Source organism: Paraburkholderia ferrariae NBRC 106233, from assembly GCF_000685035.1.
In the GTDB taxonomy this organism is placed as follows: domain Bacteria; phylum Pseudomonadota; class Gammaproteobacteria; order Burkholderiales; family Burkholderiaceae; genus Paraburkholderia; species Paraburkholderia ferrariae.
The window spans coordinates 433,416-452,237 of sequence record NZ_BAYB01000002.1 but is presented as its reverse complement, the minus strand read 5'-3'; the positions used below and the strand labels follow the sequence as shown (position 1 = coordinate 452,237).

General features: G+C 66.0%; 18 protein-coding genes. 7 read left to right on the top strand and 11 right to left on the bottom strand.

Translation table 11 applies throughout. From position 1 onward, the window contains the following. Positions 1–79 precede the first annotated feature (79 nt). The gene (locus BFE01S_RS02375) at positions 80–967 is read left to right on the top strand and encodes a LysR family transcriptional regulator (protein ID WP_028224213.1); all 888 of its coding nucleotides are present in this window, start codon (positions 80–82) and stop codon (positions 965–967) included. A 25-nt stretch (positions 968–992) separates the two neighbouring features. On the opposite strand, the gene BFE01S_RS02370 is transcribed toward BFE01S_RS02375, so the two are convergent. The 3 genes from BFE01S_RS02370 to BFE01S_RS02360 all read right to left on the bottom strand — a co-directional run bounded on the left by BFE01S_RS02370 (position 993) and on the right by BFE01S_RS02360 (position 2,923). Beyond that, positions 993–1,379 carry an SH3 domain-containing protein gene (locus BFE01S_RS02370; RefSeq protein WP_028224212.1) on the bottom strand — a complete coding sequence of 129 codons (387 nt, stop codon included), beginning with the start codon at positions 1,377–1,379 and terminating at the stop codon, positions 993–995. Between the two features lie 109 nt (positions 1,380–1,488). Next, positions 1,489–2,331 carry a helix-turn-helix transcriptional regulator gene (locus BFE01S_RS02365; protein ID WP_028224211.1) on the bottom strand — a complete coding sequence of 281 codons (843 nt, stop codon included), beginning with the start codon at positions 2,329–2,331 and terminating at the stop codon, positions 1,489–1,491. A 34-nt stretch (positions 2,332–2,365) separates the two neighbouring features. Continuing rightward, on the bottom strand, positions 2,366–2,923 hold the full coding sequence (locus BFE01S_RS02360; RefSeq protein WP_028224210.1) for a carboxymuconolactone decarboxylase family protein: 558 nt from the start codon (positions 2,921–2,923) through the stop codon (positions 2,366–2,368). Positions 2,924–3,192: 269 nt separating this feature from the next. Here BFE01S_RS02360 and BFE01S_RS02355 point away from each other — a divergent pair, with 269 nt between their 5' ends. The 6 genes from BFE01S_RS02355 to BFE01S_RS02330 all read left to right on the top strand — a co-directional run bounded on the left by BFE01S_RS02355 (position 3,193) and on the right by BFE01S_RS02330 (position 8,913). Continuing rightward, a complete protein-coding gene (locus tag BFE01S_RS02355; protein ID WP_028224209.1) occupies positions 3,193–3,582 on the top strand; it encodes a VOC family protein in 390 nt (129 codons plus the stop codon). A 270-nt stretch (positions 3,583–3,852) separates the two neighbouring features. Further along, positions 3,853–4,086, top strand: a complete 234-nt coding sequence (locus BFE01S_RS02350; protein ID WP_028224208.1) for a hypothetical protein — start codon at positions 3,853–3,855, stop codon at positions 4,084–4,086. Between the two features lie 359 nt (positions 4,087–4,445). Next, positions 4,446–5,171, top strand: a complete 726-nt coding sequence (locus tag BFE01S_RS02345) for a gluconate 2-dehydrogenase subunit 3 family protein (RefSeq protein WP_028224207.1) — start codon at positions 4,446–4,448, stop codon at positions 5,169–5,171. Next, positions 5,168–6,943, top strand: coding sequence for a GMC family oxidoreductase (locus BFE01S_RS02340; protein WP_028224206.1), 1,776 nt, complete (start codon positions 5,168–5,170; stop codon positions 6,941–6,943). Before BFE01S_RS02345 ends, BFE01S_RS02340 begins: the two co-directional genes overlap by 4 nt. 8 nt (positions 6,944–6,951) lie before the next feature. After that, positions 6,952–8,325 carry a c-type cytochrome gene (locus tag BFE01S_RS02335; protein ID WP_084169491.1) on the top strand — a complete coding sequence of 458 codons (1,374 nt, stop codon included), beginning with the start codon at positions 6,952–6,954 and terminating at the stop codon, positions 8,323–8,325. Positions 8,326–8,571: 246 nt separating this feature from the next. Then, positions 8,572–8,913: a DUF4148 domain-containing protein gene (locus BFE01S_RS02330; protein WP_028224204.1), complete on the top strand. Its 342-nt coding sequence runs from the start codon at positions 8,572–8,574 to the stop codon at positions 8,911–8,913. Positions 8,914–8,984: 71 nt separating this feature from the next. Here the strand turns inward: BFE01S_RS02330 and BFE01S_RS37095 are convergent, their stop codons facing one another. From BFE01S_RS37095 to BFE01S_RS02290, 8 genes are all read right to left on the bottom strand, one after another. Continuing rightward, entirely contained in the window at positions 8,985–10,613 is a 1,629-nt protein-coding gene (locus BFE01S_RS37095; protein ID WP_156966875.1) for a methyl-accepting chemotaxis protein, read from the bottom strand. Positions 10,614–11,050: 437 nt separating this feature from the next. Continuing rightward, complete coding sequence (locus BFE01S_RS02320) at positions 11,051–11,764, bottom strand: amino acid ABC transporter permease (RefSeq protein ID WP_028224203.1); 714 nt, start codon at positions 11,762–11,764, stop codon at positions 11,051–11,053. Further along, positions 11,764–12,489 carry an amino acid ABC transporter permease gene (locus BFE01S_RS37090; protein WP_169742587.1) on the bottom strand — a complete coding sequence of 242 codons (726 nt, stop codon included), beginning with the start codon at positions 12,487–12,489 and terminating at the stop codon, positions 11,764–11,766. Before BFE01S_RS37090 ends, BFE01S_RS02320 begins: the two co-directional genes overlap by 1 nt. A gap of 52 nt (positions 12,490–12,541) precedes the next feature. Then, a complete protein-coding gene (locus BFE01S_RS02310) occupies positions 12,542–13,354 on the bottom strand; it encodes an ABC transporter substrate-binding protein (RefSeq protein ID WP_028224202.1) in 813 nt (270 codons plus the stop codon). A 176-nt stretch (positions 13,355–13,530) separates the two neighbouring features. After that, on the bottom strand, positions 13,531–14,607 hold the full coding sequence (locus BFE01S_RS02305; RefSeq protein WP_042336982.1) for a substrate-binding domain-containing protein: 1,077 nt from the start codon (positions 14,605–14,607) through the stop codon (positions 13,531–13,533). Between the two features lie 26 nt (positions 14,608–14,633). Then, positions 14,634–15,872 (bottom strand): SfnB family sulfur acquisition oxidoreductase, encoded by a 1,239-nt coding sequence (locus BFE01S_RS02300; protein WP_028224200.1) that lies wholly within the window; start codon positions 15,870–15,872, stop codon positions 14,634–14,636. Between the two features lie 72 nt (positions 15,873–15,944). Continuing rightward, on the bottom strand, positions 15,945–17,006 hold the full coding sequence (locus BFE01S_RS02295; RefSeq protein WP_407668172.1) for an ABC transporter permease: 1,062 nt from the start codon (positions 17,004–17,006) through the stop codon (positions 15,945–15,947). Further along, a complete protein-coding gene (locus BFE01S_RS02290) occupies positions 17,003–18,490 on the bottom strand; it encodes a sugar ABC transporter ATP-binding protein (protein WP_028224198.1) in 1,488 nt (495 codons plus the stop codon). Before BFE01S_RS02290 ends, BFE01S_RS02295 begins: the two co-directional genes overlap by 4 nt. Positions 18,491–18,822: the final 332 nt, after the last annotated feature.

Below are 18,822 nucleotides of genomic sequence, written 5' to 3'. Positions count from 1 at the left end.
GAACCCTCACTATCGGGCCAACATCAAAAGGAATAAATAGCCGATAATTTTTCTCACTTCTAACCAGGAGTTAGTAATCGTGGATCGACTGCGCAGTATCGAGGTCTTCGTGGCGGCCGTGGATAGCGGCAGCTTCAGCGCCGCGGCCCGGCAGCTCGACCTGAGCCCCGTGATGGTCGGCAAATACGTCGGCCAACTCGAACGGCACCTGGGCGCCCAGCTTCTTCAGCGCAACACGCGCACGCAGAGCCTGACCGACGCGGGACGGCGCTTCTACGACGAAAGCCGCAAGGTGCTGGAGCAACTGGCGCAGGCCGAGGCCTCCGTCGAGCGGCTGCGCGAAGCGCCGCGCGGGCGCCTGCGCATCACGGCGGCCACCACCCTGGGCGCGTGCGTGGTCGCGCCGCTCGCGGCGGAGTTTCAGTTGCTGTGGCCGAACGTGCGCATCAAACTGGATCTCAGCAACAGCGTGGTCGATCTGATCGACGAGGGATTCGACGTGGCCGTGCGGGTCGGCGAACTGGCGCCGGATCTCGATCTGGTCGCACGGCCAGCGGGGCTTTACCGCATGGCGATCTGCGCGGCGCCCGCCTACCTCGCGCAACACGGCGTACCGCGCTCGCTCGACGATCTCGCGGCCCACCGCTGTCTCGGGCATAGGGTCTGGAACCGGCGCAACGGCTGGCGCCTGGCGGGAGAGAGCCGGTGGCCCGACGAAACGAGCTTCGTGTGCAACGACGGACTCGCGCTCAAGCAGGCCGCGATACGCGGTGCGGGGCTGCTCCTGCAGCCGTACATTCTGGTGGCAGACGCACTCGCGGCGGGATCGCTGGTGAGCGTGCTGGACGAAGTGGCGCCGGCGGCACGGCCGGTGCATGTGCTGTACCGGCAGGATTGGCAGCCGCTGCCGAAGATCCGGCATTTCGTGGAGTTCCTGGCCGAACGGGCGCCGGGGTGGCTGACGTGACGCGGTTGGAGACCGGCGCCGCGCGTTACTGGTCGCCGCCCATGGCGTCCCCGGTCTTCAGGCGCCCCGCTTCCACCCACCCTTCGAAATCCGCTCCCGTTTTGCCGTTGATATACATCACCTGATACCAGTTCTTATACGGCTTGTAGACCGTCACCGAATCGCCGGGCACGATGAAGACACGCTTCGTGATGCACTGCGAATCGGGCGCGGAGTGAAAATAGGCGCGGCCCTGGCCAATCACGGTAGCGGAAAGCGGCGGCCTGAAGTTATCGTCGGGGCCGCCGGTTGCCTCGCCGAGCTTGCGGCAATCCACCGGGCCTTCCGCGTGGGCATGCGCGGCGACAACGCCCGCACCCACAACAAGACCGAGAACGACGAGCCGCTTCGCGCTATTTTTTCGTGCTTTCATGATTCCGCTTTTTTCGCCTGATTTCACACACCTGATTTCACATACCCGATCGCCCATACCCGATTGCACACACCTCTTGCCGGACGAGAATCATGTCATCCCTGTCGCTTTAGCCGTTCATTGAATGCGCCGCCAGCAACCGCCGATGCCGCGCTTCCGTTTCCTCGTCGGCGGGAAACATGCACTCCAGACGCAGCTCCTGCGCTGCCACGTTCTGCGGCGTCCCCACGGTCGTAACCATCGAGAAGTAGCGCAGCACGACGCCGTCACGGACGAAGCCCATCGGTATCATCGGCATACCGGGCGCAGCACCCGGCCCGCGATGGGTCTTCCAGTCGCGCGGCACGCCGGGATACGCGAGCAGTTGGTCGAGCAGATGCTGCGTGCCGCCGTCCACCACCTGCCCCACCGCTTCGCGATGCACCCGTTGCAGCAGGCTGCGCGCAACGCTCTCCCAGTCGTCCACGAACGGGCGCATCCCCTGCGGATCGAACATCAGATGCAGCACGTTGCGCGGTCCCGTGCGCGCCGCCATGTCGATAAAGCAGTTGAAAAAACGCGGGGCCGAGTCGTTGGCCATGAGGACGTTCCAGTGCCGGTCCATCGCCATCGCCGGAAACGGCTCATGCTGGCGCAGCACCCGCTCCACCGCGCGCACCACGCTGCTCATCTCCTGCGCGTTCCATGCCGCTTCCGAATACACCGGCGCGTAGCCTGCGGCGAGCAACAGCGCGTTGCGTTCGCGCAGCGGCACGTCGAGCGTTTGCGCGAGGATCAGCAGCGTTTCGCGGCCGGGCACGCTGCGCCCGCTTTCGATAAAACTGATCTGCCGCTGCGAAATGCCGGCCTCGAACGACAGACCGAGCTGACTCACGCCACGCACGTCCCGCCAATAGCGCAGCAGGTTGCCCAGTTCGCCCTGCGCCTTGGGATCGGGACGGGTGGCATTCATCGGATTGCCCTCTCAAAGGTTGAACGGAGCGGACTCAGGCGGCTTGCGCGCGCCAGACGTGCGCCTCGAAAACGGCTTCGAGCGGCGGCTGGGTCACGCTGGCCGTGTAATTCGTGATGGTCGATGCCGCCACGACCCCGACGACCTCGAGGATCTGCTCCGCGCTAAAGCCCGCTTCCAGAAAGCGCTGCTGGTCCGGGCCGGCAAGACGGCCGCGCTTTTCGATCAGCGTGCGCGCGAGCCGCGAGAGCGCGGCGAGTCCCGCATCGGCCGGCAGCGCGCCGTGGCGGATCGCATCGATATCGGCAGGGTCCACCCCCTCCTTGAGCGCGAGCGCGGTGTGAAAGGCAACGGGCCATTCGCTCGCGTTCGTGACGGCGTTGGTGAGCAGCAAGGTCTGGATCTGGCGCTCGTTCAGGCTGCCCGAATGCACGCGCTGGAAGAGGCCGATGAACCCGCCGATCAGCACGGGCGAGGCGGCCATCGCACCCGCGATGTTCGGGATCAGGCCAAAGACCTGCTGCAGTTGCTCGAGCACGGGCTTCGACTGGGCCGGCGCGGTTTCGATCGTATAGACGGGAAAGTTGGACATGATAGCTCCCTGGCAGTGAGCGCCACCCGGATGGCGACGCGACAGGCCAAGAGTAGGGGCCGGCCGGAATCAGGCCAATTACATGGCATGTAATCGCCGCGCGGCCAATGCGCGGGCGCGGCGCCCCCCCCGCGCTGTGAGAGGGTTGTAAGCTAATGGCTAGTTTCACCTGGTAAATTCGTGTCAAGACGTTCGAGCCAGGACGTCATTCCCCATCGAACGCTTCGGCGCGCGGCCGCGCGAAGCGATGCAACCAGGAGAACTCTTTCATGACCGAAGCGAGCGCGCCCCGTCCGTTTGCCTATGTGCTGGCCGTGCCGGACATCGATCGCAGCGCCGCCTATTTCCACGACGCGCTGGGCTTTGCCGTCGAATGGAGCGACGGCGACGACTGGCGTCTCGTCACGCGCGGCAGCGTGCGCGTGATGCTCGGGAACTGCCCCGACGCGATGCCGGCCGAGCAGACCGGCGACCACAACTATTTCGGCTACATGGAGGTGGACGATATCGACAGCCTCTACCGCGAGTTCGCGCAGCATGGCGCCATCGTGCTCGAAGCGCCCAGGGACCTGCCGTACGGCATGCGCGAAATGACGCTCGCGACGCCCGACGGCCACCGCTTCGTCATGGGACAGCGCGCGCAGACCCACGCCACATAATCTTTTGCCCCACGCCAATCGCAGCGCCGGTAGCCGTTGGTATCGATTACACTCGCAGGCGTCACGGAGGGTCACGGATGGCATCACTAAGTATTTCCTCCTCCGCCTTATTTTCATCTTGTTTACAGGGTCTTTCGGTCAACGAACGAGCGGCCCTGCGGGGTTCCCCGACCTATCCGATCTGATAGCTATGCAGACCAGATCAGACAGCTAGAGTGCTGACAAGGCTGCAAAGAACATAAGACTTGACTTGCACCGCGGGGGGCACGCATGAAACTCATCGACCAGGAAATCGCGCATATTTCGCGCATCATGATTCCGTCGCTGCAAACCGCCAGCGGCGTTCCGATCCTGACCGCCGACTACTGGCACCGGCGCCTCTCGGCGCTGATGGACGGCGCCCAGCTTTCGCACATCCAATTCCGCACGATCGATGCCTTGATGGATCAGATCGAGCGCATTCAGGCCGACACCGCTTTCAACGAGGAGCGCTCGGCCGCCTGAATGCCTCCGGCGCGCGCTGACTCGCGCACCGGACCTGCCGGTTCCGCCGGCCCCGCCGGTCCCATTTCCCGCCATGTCACCCGAGCATGGATCGGCCCGCCTGCAGCTTGCACGCGGGCCTTCTTTTTTGCTGATTGCCTCCAGGTTCCCCCTTCCGTCCGGCGACCGGCAACGATCGCTTCAGGCCCCGTAGAGAATTGCTGTAGAATTCACGAAAGAAATGGAACCGGTTCCATCAGCCAGAGCAGTGCCTGGGCGATGTCGCCGGCTCCGTTCTGCCACGGGCCGGAACCGGCAGGACTCACCGTTCGCGGCCACGCCAGAATCAGGCGGCGCCGAATTGATCCAGAATCCAGAACATGTCCGAATCTCCACTGACCTCCCGGCGGGGCTTTCTGCGTACGGCCGTCGCGCTCGTGCCTGCGGGCGCGCTCGCGGGCTGCCATAACGGCGCCCCGGGCGCGGCGGCGCCTGCCCAGCCGGCTTCGGCTTCGGCGCCGCGCGCCGAATACAAGCCCCGCTTCTTCGACGCCCGCGAATGGGCCTTCGTGCAAGCGGCGGTAGACCGCCTGATTCCGGCCGACGCCGAAGGCCCCGGCGCGCGGGAAGCGGGTGTGCCGGAATTCATCGACCGGCAGATGGACACGCCCTGGGCGCACGGCGCGCTGTGGTACATGCAGGGGCCGTTCATGCAGGGCGTGCCCGAACTCGGCTACCAGTTGAAGCTCGTGCCGCGCGATCTGTACCGGCTCGGCATTGCCTCGGTCAACGCGCATTGCGAGAAAGCGCACGGCCGTGCGTTCGACGCGCTCGACGCCACCACGCGCGACAGCGTGCTCGCCGACCTCGAAAAAGGTGCGATCGAACTCGCCGACGTGCCCGCCAACGTCTTCTTCGCCCAGTTGCTTCAGAACACGCGCGAAGGCTACTTCTGCGACCCGATCCACGGCGGCAACCGCGACATGGCGGCCTGGACGATGATCGGCTTCCCGGGCGCGCGTGCGGACTTCATGGACTTCGTCAACCAGAACGGCCAGCCCTACCCGTACGGCCCCGTCTCCATCAACGGGGAGCGCACCGGATGAGCGTGAAGAAACCGCACGTCGATGCCGTGATCGTCGGCTTCGGCTGGACCGGCGCCATCCTCGCGAAAGAGCTGACCGAAGCGGGCCTCAAGGTGGTGGCGCTCGAGCGCGGCGAGTACCGCGACACCTATCCCGACGGTGCCTACCCGAACACGATCGACGAACTCACGTACAGCATTCGCAAGAAGCTCTTTCTCGATCTCTCGAAGACCACCGTCTCGATCCGCCACGGCGCGAACGACACGGCGCTGCCCTACCGCCAGCTCGCCGCCTTCCTGCCTGGCGAGGGCGTGGGCGGCGCGGGCCTGCACTGGTCGGGCGTGCACTTTCGCATCACGCCGGAAGAACTGCGCCTGCGCAGCCACTACGAAGAGCGCTACGGCAAGAAGTTCATTCCCGAAGGCATGACCATTCAGGACTACGGCGTAAGTTACGACGAGCTCGAACCGCACTTCGACTTCGCGGAAAAGGTGTTCGGCACCTCGGGCCAGGCCTACAAGGTGGACGGCCATGTAGTGGGCGACGGCAACGTATTCGAAGCGCCGCGCAGCGACAATTTCCCGTTGCCCGCGCAACTGAATACGTATTCGGCGCAACGCTTCTACGACGCGGCGCAGTCCGTCGGCCTGCATCCGTACCGGCTGCCTTCGGCGAATACGTCGGGGCCGTACACGAACCCGTATGGCGTGCAGATGGGGCCGTGCAACTTCTGCGGCTACTGCAGCGGCTACGCGTGCTACATGTACTCGAAGGCCTCGCCGAACCTGAACATCCTGCCCGCGCTCAGGCAGGAACCGCATTTCGAGCTGCGCGCGAAGTGCCACGTGCTGCGCGTCGAACTCGACGACACGAAAAAGCGCGCCACGGGCGTGACCTACGTCGATCCCGCAGGCCAGGAGGTATTCCAGCCCGCGGACCTCGTGATCGTTTCGGCGTTCCAGTATCACAACGTCCATCTGCTGCTGCTTTCGGGCATCGGCAAGCCCTACGACCCGGTTTCGGGCGAAGGCGTGGTGGGCCGCAACTTCGCCTATCAGAACCTTTCGACCATCACGGCGTTCTTCGACAAGGACACGTGGACGAACCCGTTCATCGGCGCAGGCGGCAACGGCGTGGCCGTGGACGACTTCAACGCGGACAACTTCGATCACGGGCCGCTCGGCTTCGTGGGCGGTTCTCCGCTGTGGGTGAACCAGGCAGGCGTGAAGCCCATCAGCGGCATTGCCGTGCCGCCGGGCACGCCCAACTGGGGCAGCGCGTGGAAGAAGGCCGTGAAGGACCACTACGCGCACACGATTTCGATGGATGCGCACGGCAGCAATATGTCGTACCGCGACGTGTTCCTCGACCTCGACCCCACCTACCGCGACTCGTACGGGCAACCGCTGCTGCGCATGACCTTCGACTGGAAGGACAACGACATCAAGATGGCGCAGTACGTGACGGGCCAGATGAAAAAGATCGCCGAAGCCATGGGGCCGCAGGCCATCAACGTCTATACGCGCGAGTTCGGCGCGCATTTCGACTCGCGCCGCTATCAGACCACGCACCTCGTGGGCGGTGCGATCATGGGCACCGACCCGGGAACGAGTGTGCTCAACCGCTATCTGCAAAGCTGGGACGTGCACAACGTATTCGTGATCGGCGCTTCGGCGTTTCCGCAGGGCATCGGCTACAACCCGACCGGCCTCGTGGCCGCGCTGGCCTACTGGTCCGCGAAAGCAATTCGCGGCCAGTATCTGAAGAACCCCGGCCCGTTGGTGAGCGTGTGAAGCGCCGCATGAAGCCGCCCCATTCCCTCTCGCGCCCCCAGCTCGCCACGCCTGTGCGCCGCGCTTCGTTCGCCCGCCGCGTGACGGCGTTCGCCGTGGCCGCTTTCGCGGCACTGGGGCTCTGCCAAACAGCCCAGGCCGCCGATGCCACGCTCGTCGCGCACGGCGACTATCTCGCGCGCGCCGGCGACTGCATCGCCTGCCACACGGCCAAAGGCGGCAAACCGTTCGCCGGCGGCCTGAAGTTCGATACGCCCATCGGCGCGATCTACTCGACCAACATCACGCCCGAGCGCGACACCGGCATCGGCGCCTGGACCTACGACGACTTCGCGCGCGCGGTGCGCGAGGGCGTGCGCCCGAACGGCGACACGCTCTACCCCGCAATGCCCTACCCTTCGTACGCACGCCTGAGCGACGACGACATGCGCGCGCTCTACGCGTACTTCATGCACGGTGTGGCGCCGGTGCGCCAGGACAATCGCGCGGAGGACATCGTGTGGCCGCTCTCCATGCGCTGGCCGCTCGGCATCTGGCGGCATCTGTTCGCGCCCGGGGTAACGCCGTTCGACGGCACGCGCTACAACGACGCCATCATCGCGCGCGGCGCGTATCTGGTGCAGGGGCTCGGCCACTGCGGCGCGTGCCACACGCCGCGTGCGCGCACGATGCAGGAACTCGCGCTCACCGACCTCGACGGCGACGACTTCCTCGCAGGCGGCGCGCCGATCGACGGCTGGGTGCCGTCGAGCCTGCGCGGCAATCTGCGCACCGGCATCGGCATGTGGAGCGAAGACGATCTCGTACAGTTCCTCAAGACGGGGCGCACGCTGCAAAGCGCCGCGTTCGGCGGCATGACCGACGTGGTCCAGCACAGCATGCAGCACATGACCGACGCCGACCTCATGGCCATCGCGCGCTATCTGAAGACGCTGCCGTCCAACGATCCGCACGAAACGCCCTACGCCTACGACGATACCGCCGCCCGCGCCCTGCGCAGCGGCAACGCAAGCGCGCGCGGCGCGGCCGTCTATCGGGACAACTGCATGGCCTGCCACCGCAGCGACGGCCACGGCTACACGCGCGTGTTCCCGGCGCTGGGCGGCAACCCGGTCGTGCAGGGCAAGGACCCGACCTCGCTGATCCACGTGCTGCTCACGGGCGACACGCTGCAAGGCACGGCCGCCGCGCCCTCGGCATTCACGATGCCGCCGTTCGGCTGGCGCCTCTCCGACGAAGAAGTCGCCGATGTCGCGACCTTCGTGCGCACGAGCTGGGGCAACGCCGGCGCGCCAGTGAGCGCCGCCGACGTCGCGAAGATCCGCACGGCCGTCACCGTGACGGCGCCCCCGCTGCCGCCAGGCGCATCGCTCGCGCGCTAAGCCCGCTTTTCTCTCATCTTCGTGCTGCTTAGCGACAGCCTCGCTCCTCGCGAGGCGGCCGGCGAGAACACGCATCGCTCAAAGCGCGCGGCATCGGGCCTGAAGTTCCGACCCCGCACTCAAACCCAAAGGCCGCAAAAAAGCCGGGAATAGATCGCAGAGTGCGGATGTATACGCGTATGTAGCCCAACGACATGACGCACAAACCCGCAGCGCCTTGTCCATTCAACCTCACTGGAGCTTGCCATGCGTACCCGCCGATCGATTTCCGCCGCCCTTCTCGCTCTTGCCTGCGTGGGCTTCGCCTCCGCCGCCTCGGCGCAGGGCCTGACGCGCGCCGAAGTTCGCCAGCAACTGATCGAAGCCGAAGCCAACGGCTCGCAGTTCGTTACCGACGCGTCCTATCCCGACGTCAGCCCCGTCTATCAGCAGCAAGTCGCGCAGATGAAGCAGCAAAACGAGAGCTATGGGGCCACTGCCTCGGGATCGTCGGCTTCGGGCGGCCCCGCGGCCCTGCCTGTACACCCCGCAGCGCCGCAAGCCTGCGTCGGTCCGGCTGACTTCTGCATGCCTTACTTCGGCAGTTGAATGCCCCGCTATTTTGAAGGACAAAATCGCTGGATTATATTCAGTAATGCGAATCAAAAGACGGCGTATGGCTATGCCGGCAACGCCGGATGTGTTCCAGTAAAGCCAAAGCCATCCGGCTCATCGCCGTGCATGCCAGCCACCGTAAACACGGCTACCGACTCGCGCAGTCCGCTCGCCCCGCCCGCGAGCGTCTGCGCGGCGGCGGCCACCTGCTCGACGAGCGACGCATTGCGCTGGGTCGCTTCATCCATATTGGCCACTGCGCGATTGACCTGCTCGATGTCGCTCTTCTGAGCCGCTGTAGCAAGCGCGATCTTGCCCATGATGCCGGTCAGTTCGTGCACCGACTGCACAAGCTGTGCAATGCTGGCACCGGCATCGGCCACGAGCCGAGAGCCCGCCTCCACGTGCCCCGCCGAATCGCCCACCAGAGTCTTGACTTCCTTCGCGGCGTCCGCGGTGCGCTGGGCCAGCGTGCGCACCTCGCTCGCCACCACCGCGAAGCCGCGGCCCTGCGTTCCGGCACGGGCCGCCTCCACCGCGGCGTTGAGCGCCAGGATATTGGTCTGGAACGCGATGCCCTCGATCACGCCGATGATCTCGGCCACGCGCGTCGAGCTGCCCGCGATGTCCTCCATCGTGGAGACCACGCGCCCCACCACCTGGCCGCCTTGCGCAGCGGCATCGGACGCGGCACGGGCCACGCTGCTCGCGTGCGTCGCATCGTCGGAGTTCTGCGCGACGGCGCCTGTCAATTCGGCCATGCTCGCGGCCGCCTGTTGCAGCGAAGCGGCCTGCTCTTCGGTACGCTGCGAAAGATCCATATTGCCGGCGGCAATCTCGCCCGCGCGCACGGCGATCGATTCCGCCGAGGTCTTGATCTGCGCAACCATCGACATCAGTTGCCGGCGCATCGATTCGAGCGAAGCCATCAAACTGCTGTCGTCGCCCGGGCGCAGTCTGACGGCCAGCGCCAGATTGCCGCCCGCGATCTCGCCGGCCAGGCGCTGCGCCTCGCCGGGGTCGGCGCCGAGCTGGCGCAGGATGCTGCGCGTGATGACAACGGCCGCCGCAATCCCCACGCACAGCGCGGCAATCACGGCAGCCACGGTCAACGCGGCAAGGCGCGACCAGGTGCGCGCCGCCGCATCCGCCGCGTCTCGCGCACGCCCCTGTTCGAGCGCCACCAGTTGGTCGAGCGTGGAAAGCCATGCCACCTGCTTGGGCCGCACTTCGTTCACCAGGATCTTGACGGCGGCATCCTGATCGTTGGCGAGCGCCCAGTTCATCGCTTCCTTCTCCACGAGCGGCAAGGTCTCGGCCTCCTCCTGGCGCAACGCGGCGTAGAGGCGCCGCTCCTCGTCGGTGGTGAGCAGCGAGGCATCGAAGAGACGCCCGAGCTCGCGGTAGTTCTCCGCATAGACGGCTTCCTGCGCCTTGATGGTCGCCTGTTCGGCGCTCACCTCGCTGTCGTTGGTCATCAGCGCCATGTTGCGGATCGCGATGGAAATGCCGCTCACGGCGTCCCGCAGATTGGTCGCGCGCATCGTTTCGGCGTCGTGAACCAGCACGATTTCGTCGAGCCTGGCGCGGATGGCCGTCATGCCGGCCATGCCGACCACGGAAAGAGCAACGAGCATGGCCAGCACTATGCCGAAGCCTGATGCGAGCCGGGTGGTAACGCGAGTTTGAGCCATGATGATCACGAGAGTGGCCTCGGCGGTACGGCGACGCCCGCCAGAGTCATTGAACGGCAGCTATCCGCCCCGGCGATTACGCGCGCGAGTTCGGGCACGCCCCGCGAGGCATATAAGGGAAAACGCAGGAAATACCGTGGATCAGGCGTGCGGCCCGGTGCGGGCGGCAAGCGGCGCGGCAGATAGCGCGATGAACGGCACAGCGTGCGCGGCTCGCCTCGCGCGCACGACGGTTCTGGTGGTCTTCGGTATCGCGTACGGCCTGCTGGCTGCGCCGGTTCTCATCATTGCCCCGAGGTCGAAGGCGGCATGTCGTCTGGCGACGCCGCGCTCATGGTTGTGCGGGCTATGCTAGAGCAGGTCCGGCAGTGAAAACTACTGTATTTTTCAGGTTTTTAGTCGTTAAATCGGCGTCGCCCTCTTTTGCAGGACTCGCTTCAATTCGCCGCCGCGACGCCGAAACGCGCGCCAGGCACGCGGCGCCGGCGTACGAGCCATGCAATCGCAGCCCGGTCGAGCGCCGTGCACATCACGAGATAGAGCGCTGCCACGAAGAGAAAAATGGGCATGGGGTAGACCATGAGCCAGTTGTTCACCTGCGTAGCGACGAACGACAACTCGCCCACGCCCACGATATAGGCCAGCGACGTGTCCTTCACGAGCGACACCCACTGATTGACGAACGACGGCGCCATGATGCGCACGGCCTGCGGCAAGACTACATAGCGCAGGGCCGCGAAGCGCGTGAGGCCGAGCGAAAGGCCCGCCTGCCACTGTGCCTCCCCTACCGCCACGATACCCGCATGAACCGAATGCGCTAGGTAAGCGCCGCCGATCAGAGAGAGCGCGCAAACCACCGAGAGGAGCCCCGGCACATCGACGTGAAAGAGGACCGGCAGGAGGAAGTAGGTCCAGAAAATCAGCATCAGCACGGGAATCGCGCGAAAGAAGCCGATCACGACGAGAAGCGCGACGCGCGTCACGCGCCCCGCCATGGCCAACGCGATACCGAGCACGAGCCCGAGTACCGCCGAGGCCACAGCCGAGGTGGCGGCCAGCACGAGCGTCAGCGCAGCGCCACCAAGTGGCCCTTGCGGAAACGCACCGACGAGCAGATACGGTAAATTCGCCACGAACACGTTCCAGGGCATCATCGCCGCGCTCCCGCCACGCCCGCGCGCGCATGCAGCCAGCCTTGCAGCACGGCCTCGATCAAGGCGATGGTGCCGACGTAAAGCACGGTGGCAATGCCGAACGAGGCGAAGGTCTGGAAAGTTTCGGTTTCCACCTGGCGAGAAGCATAGGATAACTCAGCAAGTCCGATAGCCATGGCCAGCGAAGAGTTCTTGACGAGGTTCATGTACTGCCCGAACAACGGCGGCAGGGCAATCCGCACCGCCTGTGGCAAGACGATGTAGCGAAAGCTCTGCCACGGTGTCAGCCCGAGTGCGGCGGCAGCGTCGCGCTGGCCCACCCGCACGCCCGCAATGCCGGCCTCGAACTCGCCCGCGATGAAGGCGGACGTGTAGCACGTCAGCCCAAGCCATGCGGCCACGAACTCGAACGAGGGCCAGCGCAGCGAGCCGAACGGCGTCGACAACGCATGCGGCGTGTTCAGCCATTGCATCAGCGCATCGGGCAGCAGCGTAGCCGCGCCGAAGTACCAGAACAATAACTGCACGAGCAAAGGCGTGTTGCGGAATGCGGTGACCCAGGCGTTGCCCGCCGCGCGCAATGCGCGCACCCTCCCCTGACGGGCCAGCGCGAGCACGATGCCGCCCAGCGTTGCGGCAAACCCCGCGCAGAGCGAGACGCCCACGGTCACGCCGAATCCCTGCCAAAGCCACAGCAGATAGCGTGGCGCAAGCGGAAAAATGGACAATGCGTGGATCATGCTCGCAGCGCGCAGTACGAAGAAAGAACCGGCATCAGACCTTGTCGCCGATCTTGAAGAGGCGCGGCAGCGGTGTCTTCGTATTCGGACCGAACCAGCGGTTGTAGATCGTGGCCGCCGTGCCGTTCGCTTCGAGTCCGCGCAGCGTGTCGTTCACGAACGCCACCAGCCGCGGCTCGCCCTTGGGAATCCCCACGCCCATGTAGTCGTTCGTGATGGCGAAAGGCGGGATCTCGTAGTTCTGCTTGTCCGGAACGTTGGCGAGCAGGCCCACGAGCTTCGGGCCGTCCTGCGTGATCGCCTGCACGTTGCCCGCGCGCAGCGCGGCGAACGCGAACGGCGTATCGTCATAGGCCACGAGCGTAGCCTGCGGGAACTTCTCGCGCACCGCAATTTCGTTCGTGGTGCCCTTGTCCACGCCAATGCGCAGGCTGTTGATCTGGTCCGGCGACTTCAGCACGCCCTTCTTCGCCAGAAACTGCTGGCCCGACGAGAAGTAAGGAATGCTGAAATCGACCTGCTTCGCGCGCTCGTCGGTGATCGTGAAGTTCGCGAGCACCAGATCGACCTTGTGCGAAAGCAGGAAGGGAATGCGGTTGGCGGGGTTCGTGGGCTGCAGTTCCAGCTTCACGCCCAGTTTGTCGGCCAGCGCCTGGGCGTAGTCCACGTCGAGCCCGACAATGTGATTGTTCGCCGGATCGACGAAACCGAACGGCGGATTGCTGTCGAAGGTGGCCACACGCAGCACGCCGGCCTTCTTGATGTCGTCGAGGCGGTCGGCGTGTGCGAGCGTGGAGAACGTGGCCGTTAGTACAACGAGCCAGGCAGCGAGCGTACGGATCTTCATTGTGTGGTTTGTGCAGTCGGTGTGGTTAAGGGAGCCCGGCACCGCGGTTGCCGGGGAAACCGCTAGAAGGCCGAGTATAGGAAGCCTCGGCGCGGCGCTCCAATAACGGATTCGCACAAACTTATCGGCGCAGCAGATTTATCGGCTTGCGACGCACGCGCCACAAGCCCGCCGGTTCATTGATCGACCGGAATCCACGCAGCCGTTGCCGCGTCGCTCGACCGGAACGCCGGGAATTTCGCGCCGAGGTCCGCAATCGTGCGGATGTCGTTCTTCACGAGGTCGTCGCGCGTCACGAGCGTCGGCTTCACGACGATATGATGATCGAGCGGCTGCCCCGCCACTTCGAGCGCGGCGGCACGCACCGAGACGGCGCCCACCACGGCCGGGTTGGTTGCCGCCGTGGCCACCCACGCGCTGTTCGGCGCGCGTATGGCTTCGATATCGGCCGTCGAGATATCGGCGCTGTAGATGCGCAGCTTGCCGCCGAGATTCGCTTCGTCGGCTGCGAGGTTGGCGCCGCGCGCGAACTCGTCGTACGGCGCGATCACCACGCGAATGTCGGGATGCGCGCGGTAGGCCGCGGCAGCCTGATTGGCCACGGACTGCGCAATCGGATTGTCCACCGTGCCCCAGCGCGCCTTCTCCTGCACGCCCGGATGATCGTGCTTGAACGACTGCCACACGGCATCCCGCCGGTCGAGCGGCGCGAAGCCCGCCACGTACACGTAGCCCGCCGAAAACGCGGCGCCGTTGTCCTTCACCGCCTGCCCGAGGAGCAGCGTGGCGAGGTCCCGATCGCTCTGCTCGATCTGCGGCACCTTCGGGTTCGCGAGATCGACGTCGAACGCCACGACCTTGATGCCCTTGTCCAGCGCCTGCTGCACCACGTCCTTCAACGACTCGGGCAAGCCGTGATTGACGATGATCGCCGCCACGCCCAGATTGATTGCCTGCTGGATCTGGTCGCGCTCTTCGGCCGCGTCCTGGCGGCCTTCGTAGATGCGCAGGTCGATCCCCAGTGCCTTCGCCTGCTTCTGCGCCCCCGCCTCGTAAGCCTGGAAGAAGTCGCCTTCCGAAAGATAATTGACGAGCGCGATCTTCACGCCGCCCTTGTTGAACGGCGCGGGCGCACCTTGCAGCGAAACTGCGTGCGCCGCCGGCATGCCGAACACGGCAGCCGCCGCCAGCGCGAATGCCCCCAGCGCGAGGCGTGTGCCACCTCGCTTCATCCTCTGAGCCGATATCTTCATGGGTCTCCCGTAAGGTTGTCGCGTGCCTAGTTCCAGGCGTGACGCGCCGGCTTGACGCCGTTGAGGTAGTAGTTGCCGACGAGGTGGTATTTCCAGCGCACCGGATCGTGCAGCGTGTGCGTGCGCGCGTTGCGCCAGTGGCGGTCGAGGTTGTGCGCGGCCAGCGTCGATTGCGTGCCCGCGAGTTCGAACAGTTTTTCGCCGGCCAGCAGCGCGGCTTCGGTCGTGAGCACCTTCGCCTCGCCTACGGCAACCGAGGCACGTGCGACGTCGTCTTCCGTTGTGGCGCCCTTCGCGGCAATCTCGTCGAGCACGCGCGCCGCCCGCTCGAGCAGCGCTTCCGCCGCATGCAGTTGAATGTGCAGATGGCCGATTTCGCGCACGGTCAGCGGATCTTCGCTCGCGCGCTCGACGCCGCTGTCCACCCACGGACGCGAACGCGTGCGCACGAACGCCAGCGTGTCTTCGATCGCCGCGCGCGCAATGCCCGCGTCGATGGCGGCCTGGATGATCTGCGAGACGGGACCGTTCAGCGTCGGCAATTCGGAGACGCGATGCGCGGGCAGCACGAGCGAAGCCGGTACGCGCACGTTAGCGAGCGTCACCGTTCCGCTTGCCGTGGTGCGCTGGCCGAAGCCCGACCAGTCGTCCACCACTGCCAGCCCCTCGGTGCCCTGCGGAATATAGGCCAGCCAGCCGCGGCGATCTTCGTCGAGACCCAGCACCGGGACGAAATGCGCAAACAGCGCCCCGGTCGAATAGAACTTGGTGCCGTCCACCACGTAGTGATCGCCGTCACGACGCACGCGCGTCTTCAGATCCAGCACATGTTTCGTGCCCTTTTCTGAAAAGCCGTTGCCAAAGCGCTTGCCCGCCAGAACCTGCGCAAAGAGGTAGCGCTTTTGCTCCTCGGTGCCGGTCAGCGCGATCACATCGACAAGACCGAAGTGATTCTGCGGCAATTGCCCGAGCGACGGGTCGGCGGCGGCAATCAGCTTGACGACCTCGGTGAGCGTGACGAACGAAACCCCCGCGCCGCCATAAGCCTTCGGCACCGTGATGCCCCACAGCCCCGACTGCGAGAACCATTCGATTTCCTCGTGCGGCAGCCGCCGCTCGCTGTCGCGCGCCGCGGCGCCTTCGGCCAGCCGTGCAGCCAGCGCCTGCGCAACGGCAATCGCCTCGTCGTCCGTTGCGATCACCCGCACGGCTTCCGAGGCGCCCCCGCCGTCGGGCGTTTCGATGCTTTCCAGTATCTCTGCCATGTCTTCTCTCCAGCCCGGTTAAATTCAGGTTTCCTTACTTTTCAATGACGACGGATGCGGCCTCCTGCACGCTCACACTCGCCCGTCCGCCCGGCGCCCCACGCTGAACGTGAACGCCAGCGCTACGACCAGCAGCGCGCCTTTGATGAAGTCCTGCAGGTAGTACGGCGCATTGAGCATCGTCAGCCCGTTGAGCAGCACGCCCACGAATACGGCGCCTATCACCGTGCCCGGCACGTTCGGGCGCTTCGCGCCCCACACCGCGTAGCCCACCAGCGCCGCCGCCACCGCGTCCAGCAGCAGCGAATGCCCCGCGCTCACATCGCCGCGCCCCACGCGCGCTGCAATCAGCAGACCGCCCAGCGAAGCGATGGCGCCCGAAGCCACATAAGCCGCAATCCGGTAGCGCGCGGCCGGTGCGCCCGCCAGGCGCGCCGCCGTTTCGTTGCCGCCGATGGCGTAGATCACGCGCCCCCAGCGCGTGGCGGCCATCACGATGGAAACCAGCACGGTCACCGCCAGCAGCACGAGCACCGGGGCGGGAATCACATCGAGCAGGCGCGCGCGGCCAAAGGCGAGAAAAGCGTCGGGAAACGTACCGTCCGCCTCGGTGCCGTCCGGCAGGATCGTGCCGGTGGCCAGCGAGCGGCCGCCCGTGGGAATCAGTTGCAGACCCGCGAGCAGGAACAGCGTGCCGAGCGTCGCGAGCTGGTCGGGCACGTGAAGGCGTGTAATCAGCACACCGTTGAAGAGCCCCGCCGCGATTCCCAGTGCGAGGCAAGCCGCCACGGCGCCCCACGCACCGCCGTGCCAGACCACCAGCACGTAGCTCGCCGCCATCTGCGCGGAGGCAGCGATGCTGCCCACCGAGAGATCGAACCCGCCGGCCGCCAGCGTGATGGTCACGCCGATCCCGAGCAGCGCAACAATGGATACGGCCTGCAGGATGCTGAACAGGTTGGCCACGTTGAGGAACGCCGGCTCGCGCACGGCGAATACCACGATCAGCGCGGCGAGGACGAATAGCAGACCGCCGCGTTCGAGCAGCGCGAGCAGGCTGTCGCGGCGTCGCGCAACGAAACCGCGTGCCGGAGTGTCTTCGGGCGTGAGCGTGGTGGAGGCGGATCGCATCATGCAGTGGCGGAAAAGGACGGCGCCGCGTGGGCAGCTTCAAGGGAGCCGCGATCGAAATGCACGATGCGGTCGGCAACTTCATGGGCTTCTTCCAGATCGCTCACGAAAACAAGCGTGGCGCGACCGGCCGCTTCGCGGCGCAGCGTGGCTGCGATATCGGCGCGCGCGCCGGCATCCACGCCCTGGAAAGGCTCGTCGAGCAGCAGCACGCGAGCGGGCTCGGCATGCCAGCGCGCGAGCAGCACCTTCTGCTGGTTGCCGCCGGAAAGCCGGGTGAGCCGGTCGTTCGGGCCCTCGCAGCGAATGCCGAACCGCTCGATGGCCGCGTGCGCGGCAGCCGCTTCGCGCCCGCGCGGCAACAGCGCAGTGCGCCCCCAGCGCGCCAGAAATGGGAAGCTGATCGTGCCGGCAATCGAGGCAAACGGCACGGACTCGGGAAAGAGCGAGCTGCGCCAGCGGTCCTCGCCGGCGAAGAACACGCCGGCGCGAATGGCCTCGCCCGGCCCGCGCGGCTGCCACGGGTAGCCGTAGAGAGACATCGCGCCTGCAGCGGCACGCTCCGCGCCGAAGATCACGCGTGCGAGCCGCGACTTTCCGGCCCCCACGGGGCCGGCGATCGCCACGATCTCGCCCTCGTCGATGTCGAGATCGAACGCCTCGCTGTGCGCAGTGAGGCGCAACCCGCGCAGACTCAGCGCGGCTCTCGAGCGTGTCTCCGATGCTGGCTTGCGTACTGCATGCGCCGCCGCGAGGGGCCGGCCGATCATCTTCTCCAGCGCCGCATCGAAATCGACAGGCGCATCCTCTTCCGCCACGATGCGGCCGTCGCGCACCACCGTCACCCGCGTGGCGAGTCTGCGCAAATCGGCCAGCCGGTGCGAAACGAGCAGCACGGCCACGCCCTCCGCACGCAGGGCATCGACGAGTTCATAGAGCCGCCCGGCCTCGGCCGCGGAGAGACTGGCGGTGGGCTCGTCGAGGATCAGCAGGCGGGGCCGCGTCGCCAGGGCGCGCGCGATGGCCACGCGCTGCTGCCCCGCGAGCGAAAGCGAACCGAGCGGCGCGTCGAGATCGGCATCGAGGCCCACGCGCCCAGCCAGCGCGCGTGCCCGGGTGCGCCGCGCCGCGCGCGGCGTCCACCACGGCGCGCCCTCGCCGCATAGCTGCTCCAGCAGCAGATTGTCCGCAATGGAAAGGGTCGGCACGACGGCATCGGCCACCGACTGATGCACCGTCGCCACGCCCAGCCGCCTCGCGGCCTGGGGCGTGCCGGGCGCGTAGGGAGCACCCGCCAGGGTCATCGTGCCTTCGTCGTGAGCGTGCACGCCGCTCACGATCTTCACGAAGGTGGATTTGCCCGCGCCGTTCGCGCCCATCAGCGCCACGACCTCGCCCGCGCGAATCGAAAAATCGAGCCGCGACAGGGCAACGGTAGCGCCGAAGCGCTTCGTGATCGCATGAGCAGTGAGGATCGGAGCGGACATCTCGGGCGTCGCGAACAGAGGATGGATGCGGAACTAACGATACCTGGTGCCCCTCATCCTACCGAGGCATGCACGCAGTCCCAACAAAGCGATGCTCATATTCATGCGAGCACATTTGCTAAGGAAAGCGACACATCGGCTCCGCAATCGCATTGCATTCGATGTCTTCGCGACGCCCCATCTATCCAAATCGGCACGGCCGATATCGATCTGCGAATCCATTGTTGGAGCGGGACAAAGCGCCTTTGTATAATCATGGATCGACCCACGCGGCCCGTGCGCCGCGCTTGCCCCCTCGTCCCGCCTCCAGGAAGACAGCATGACGTCACACC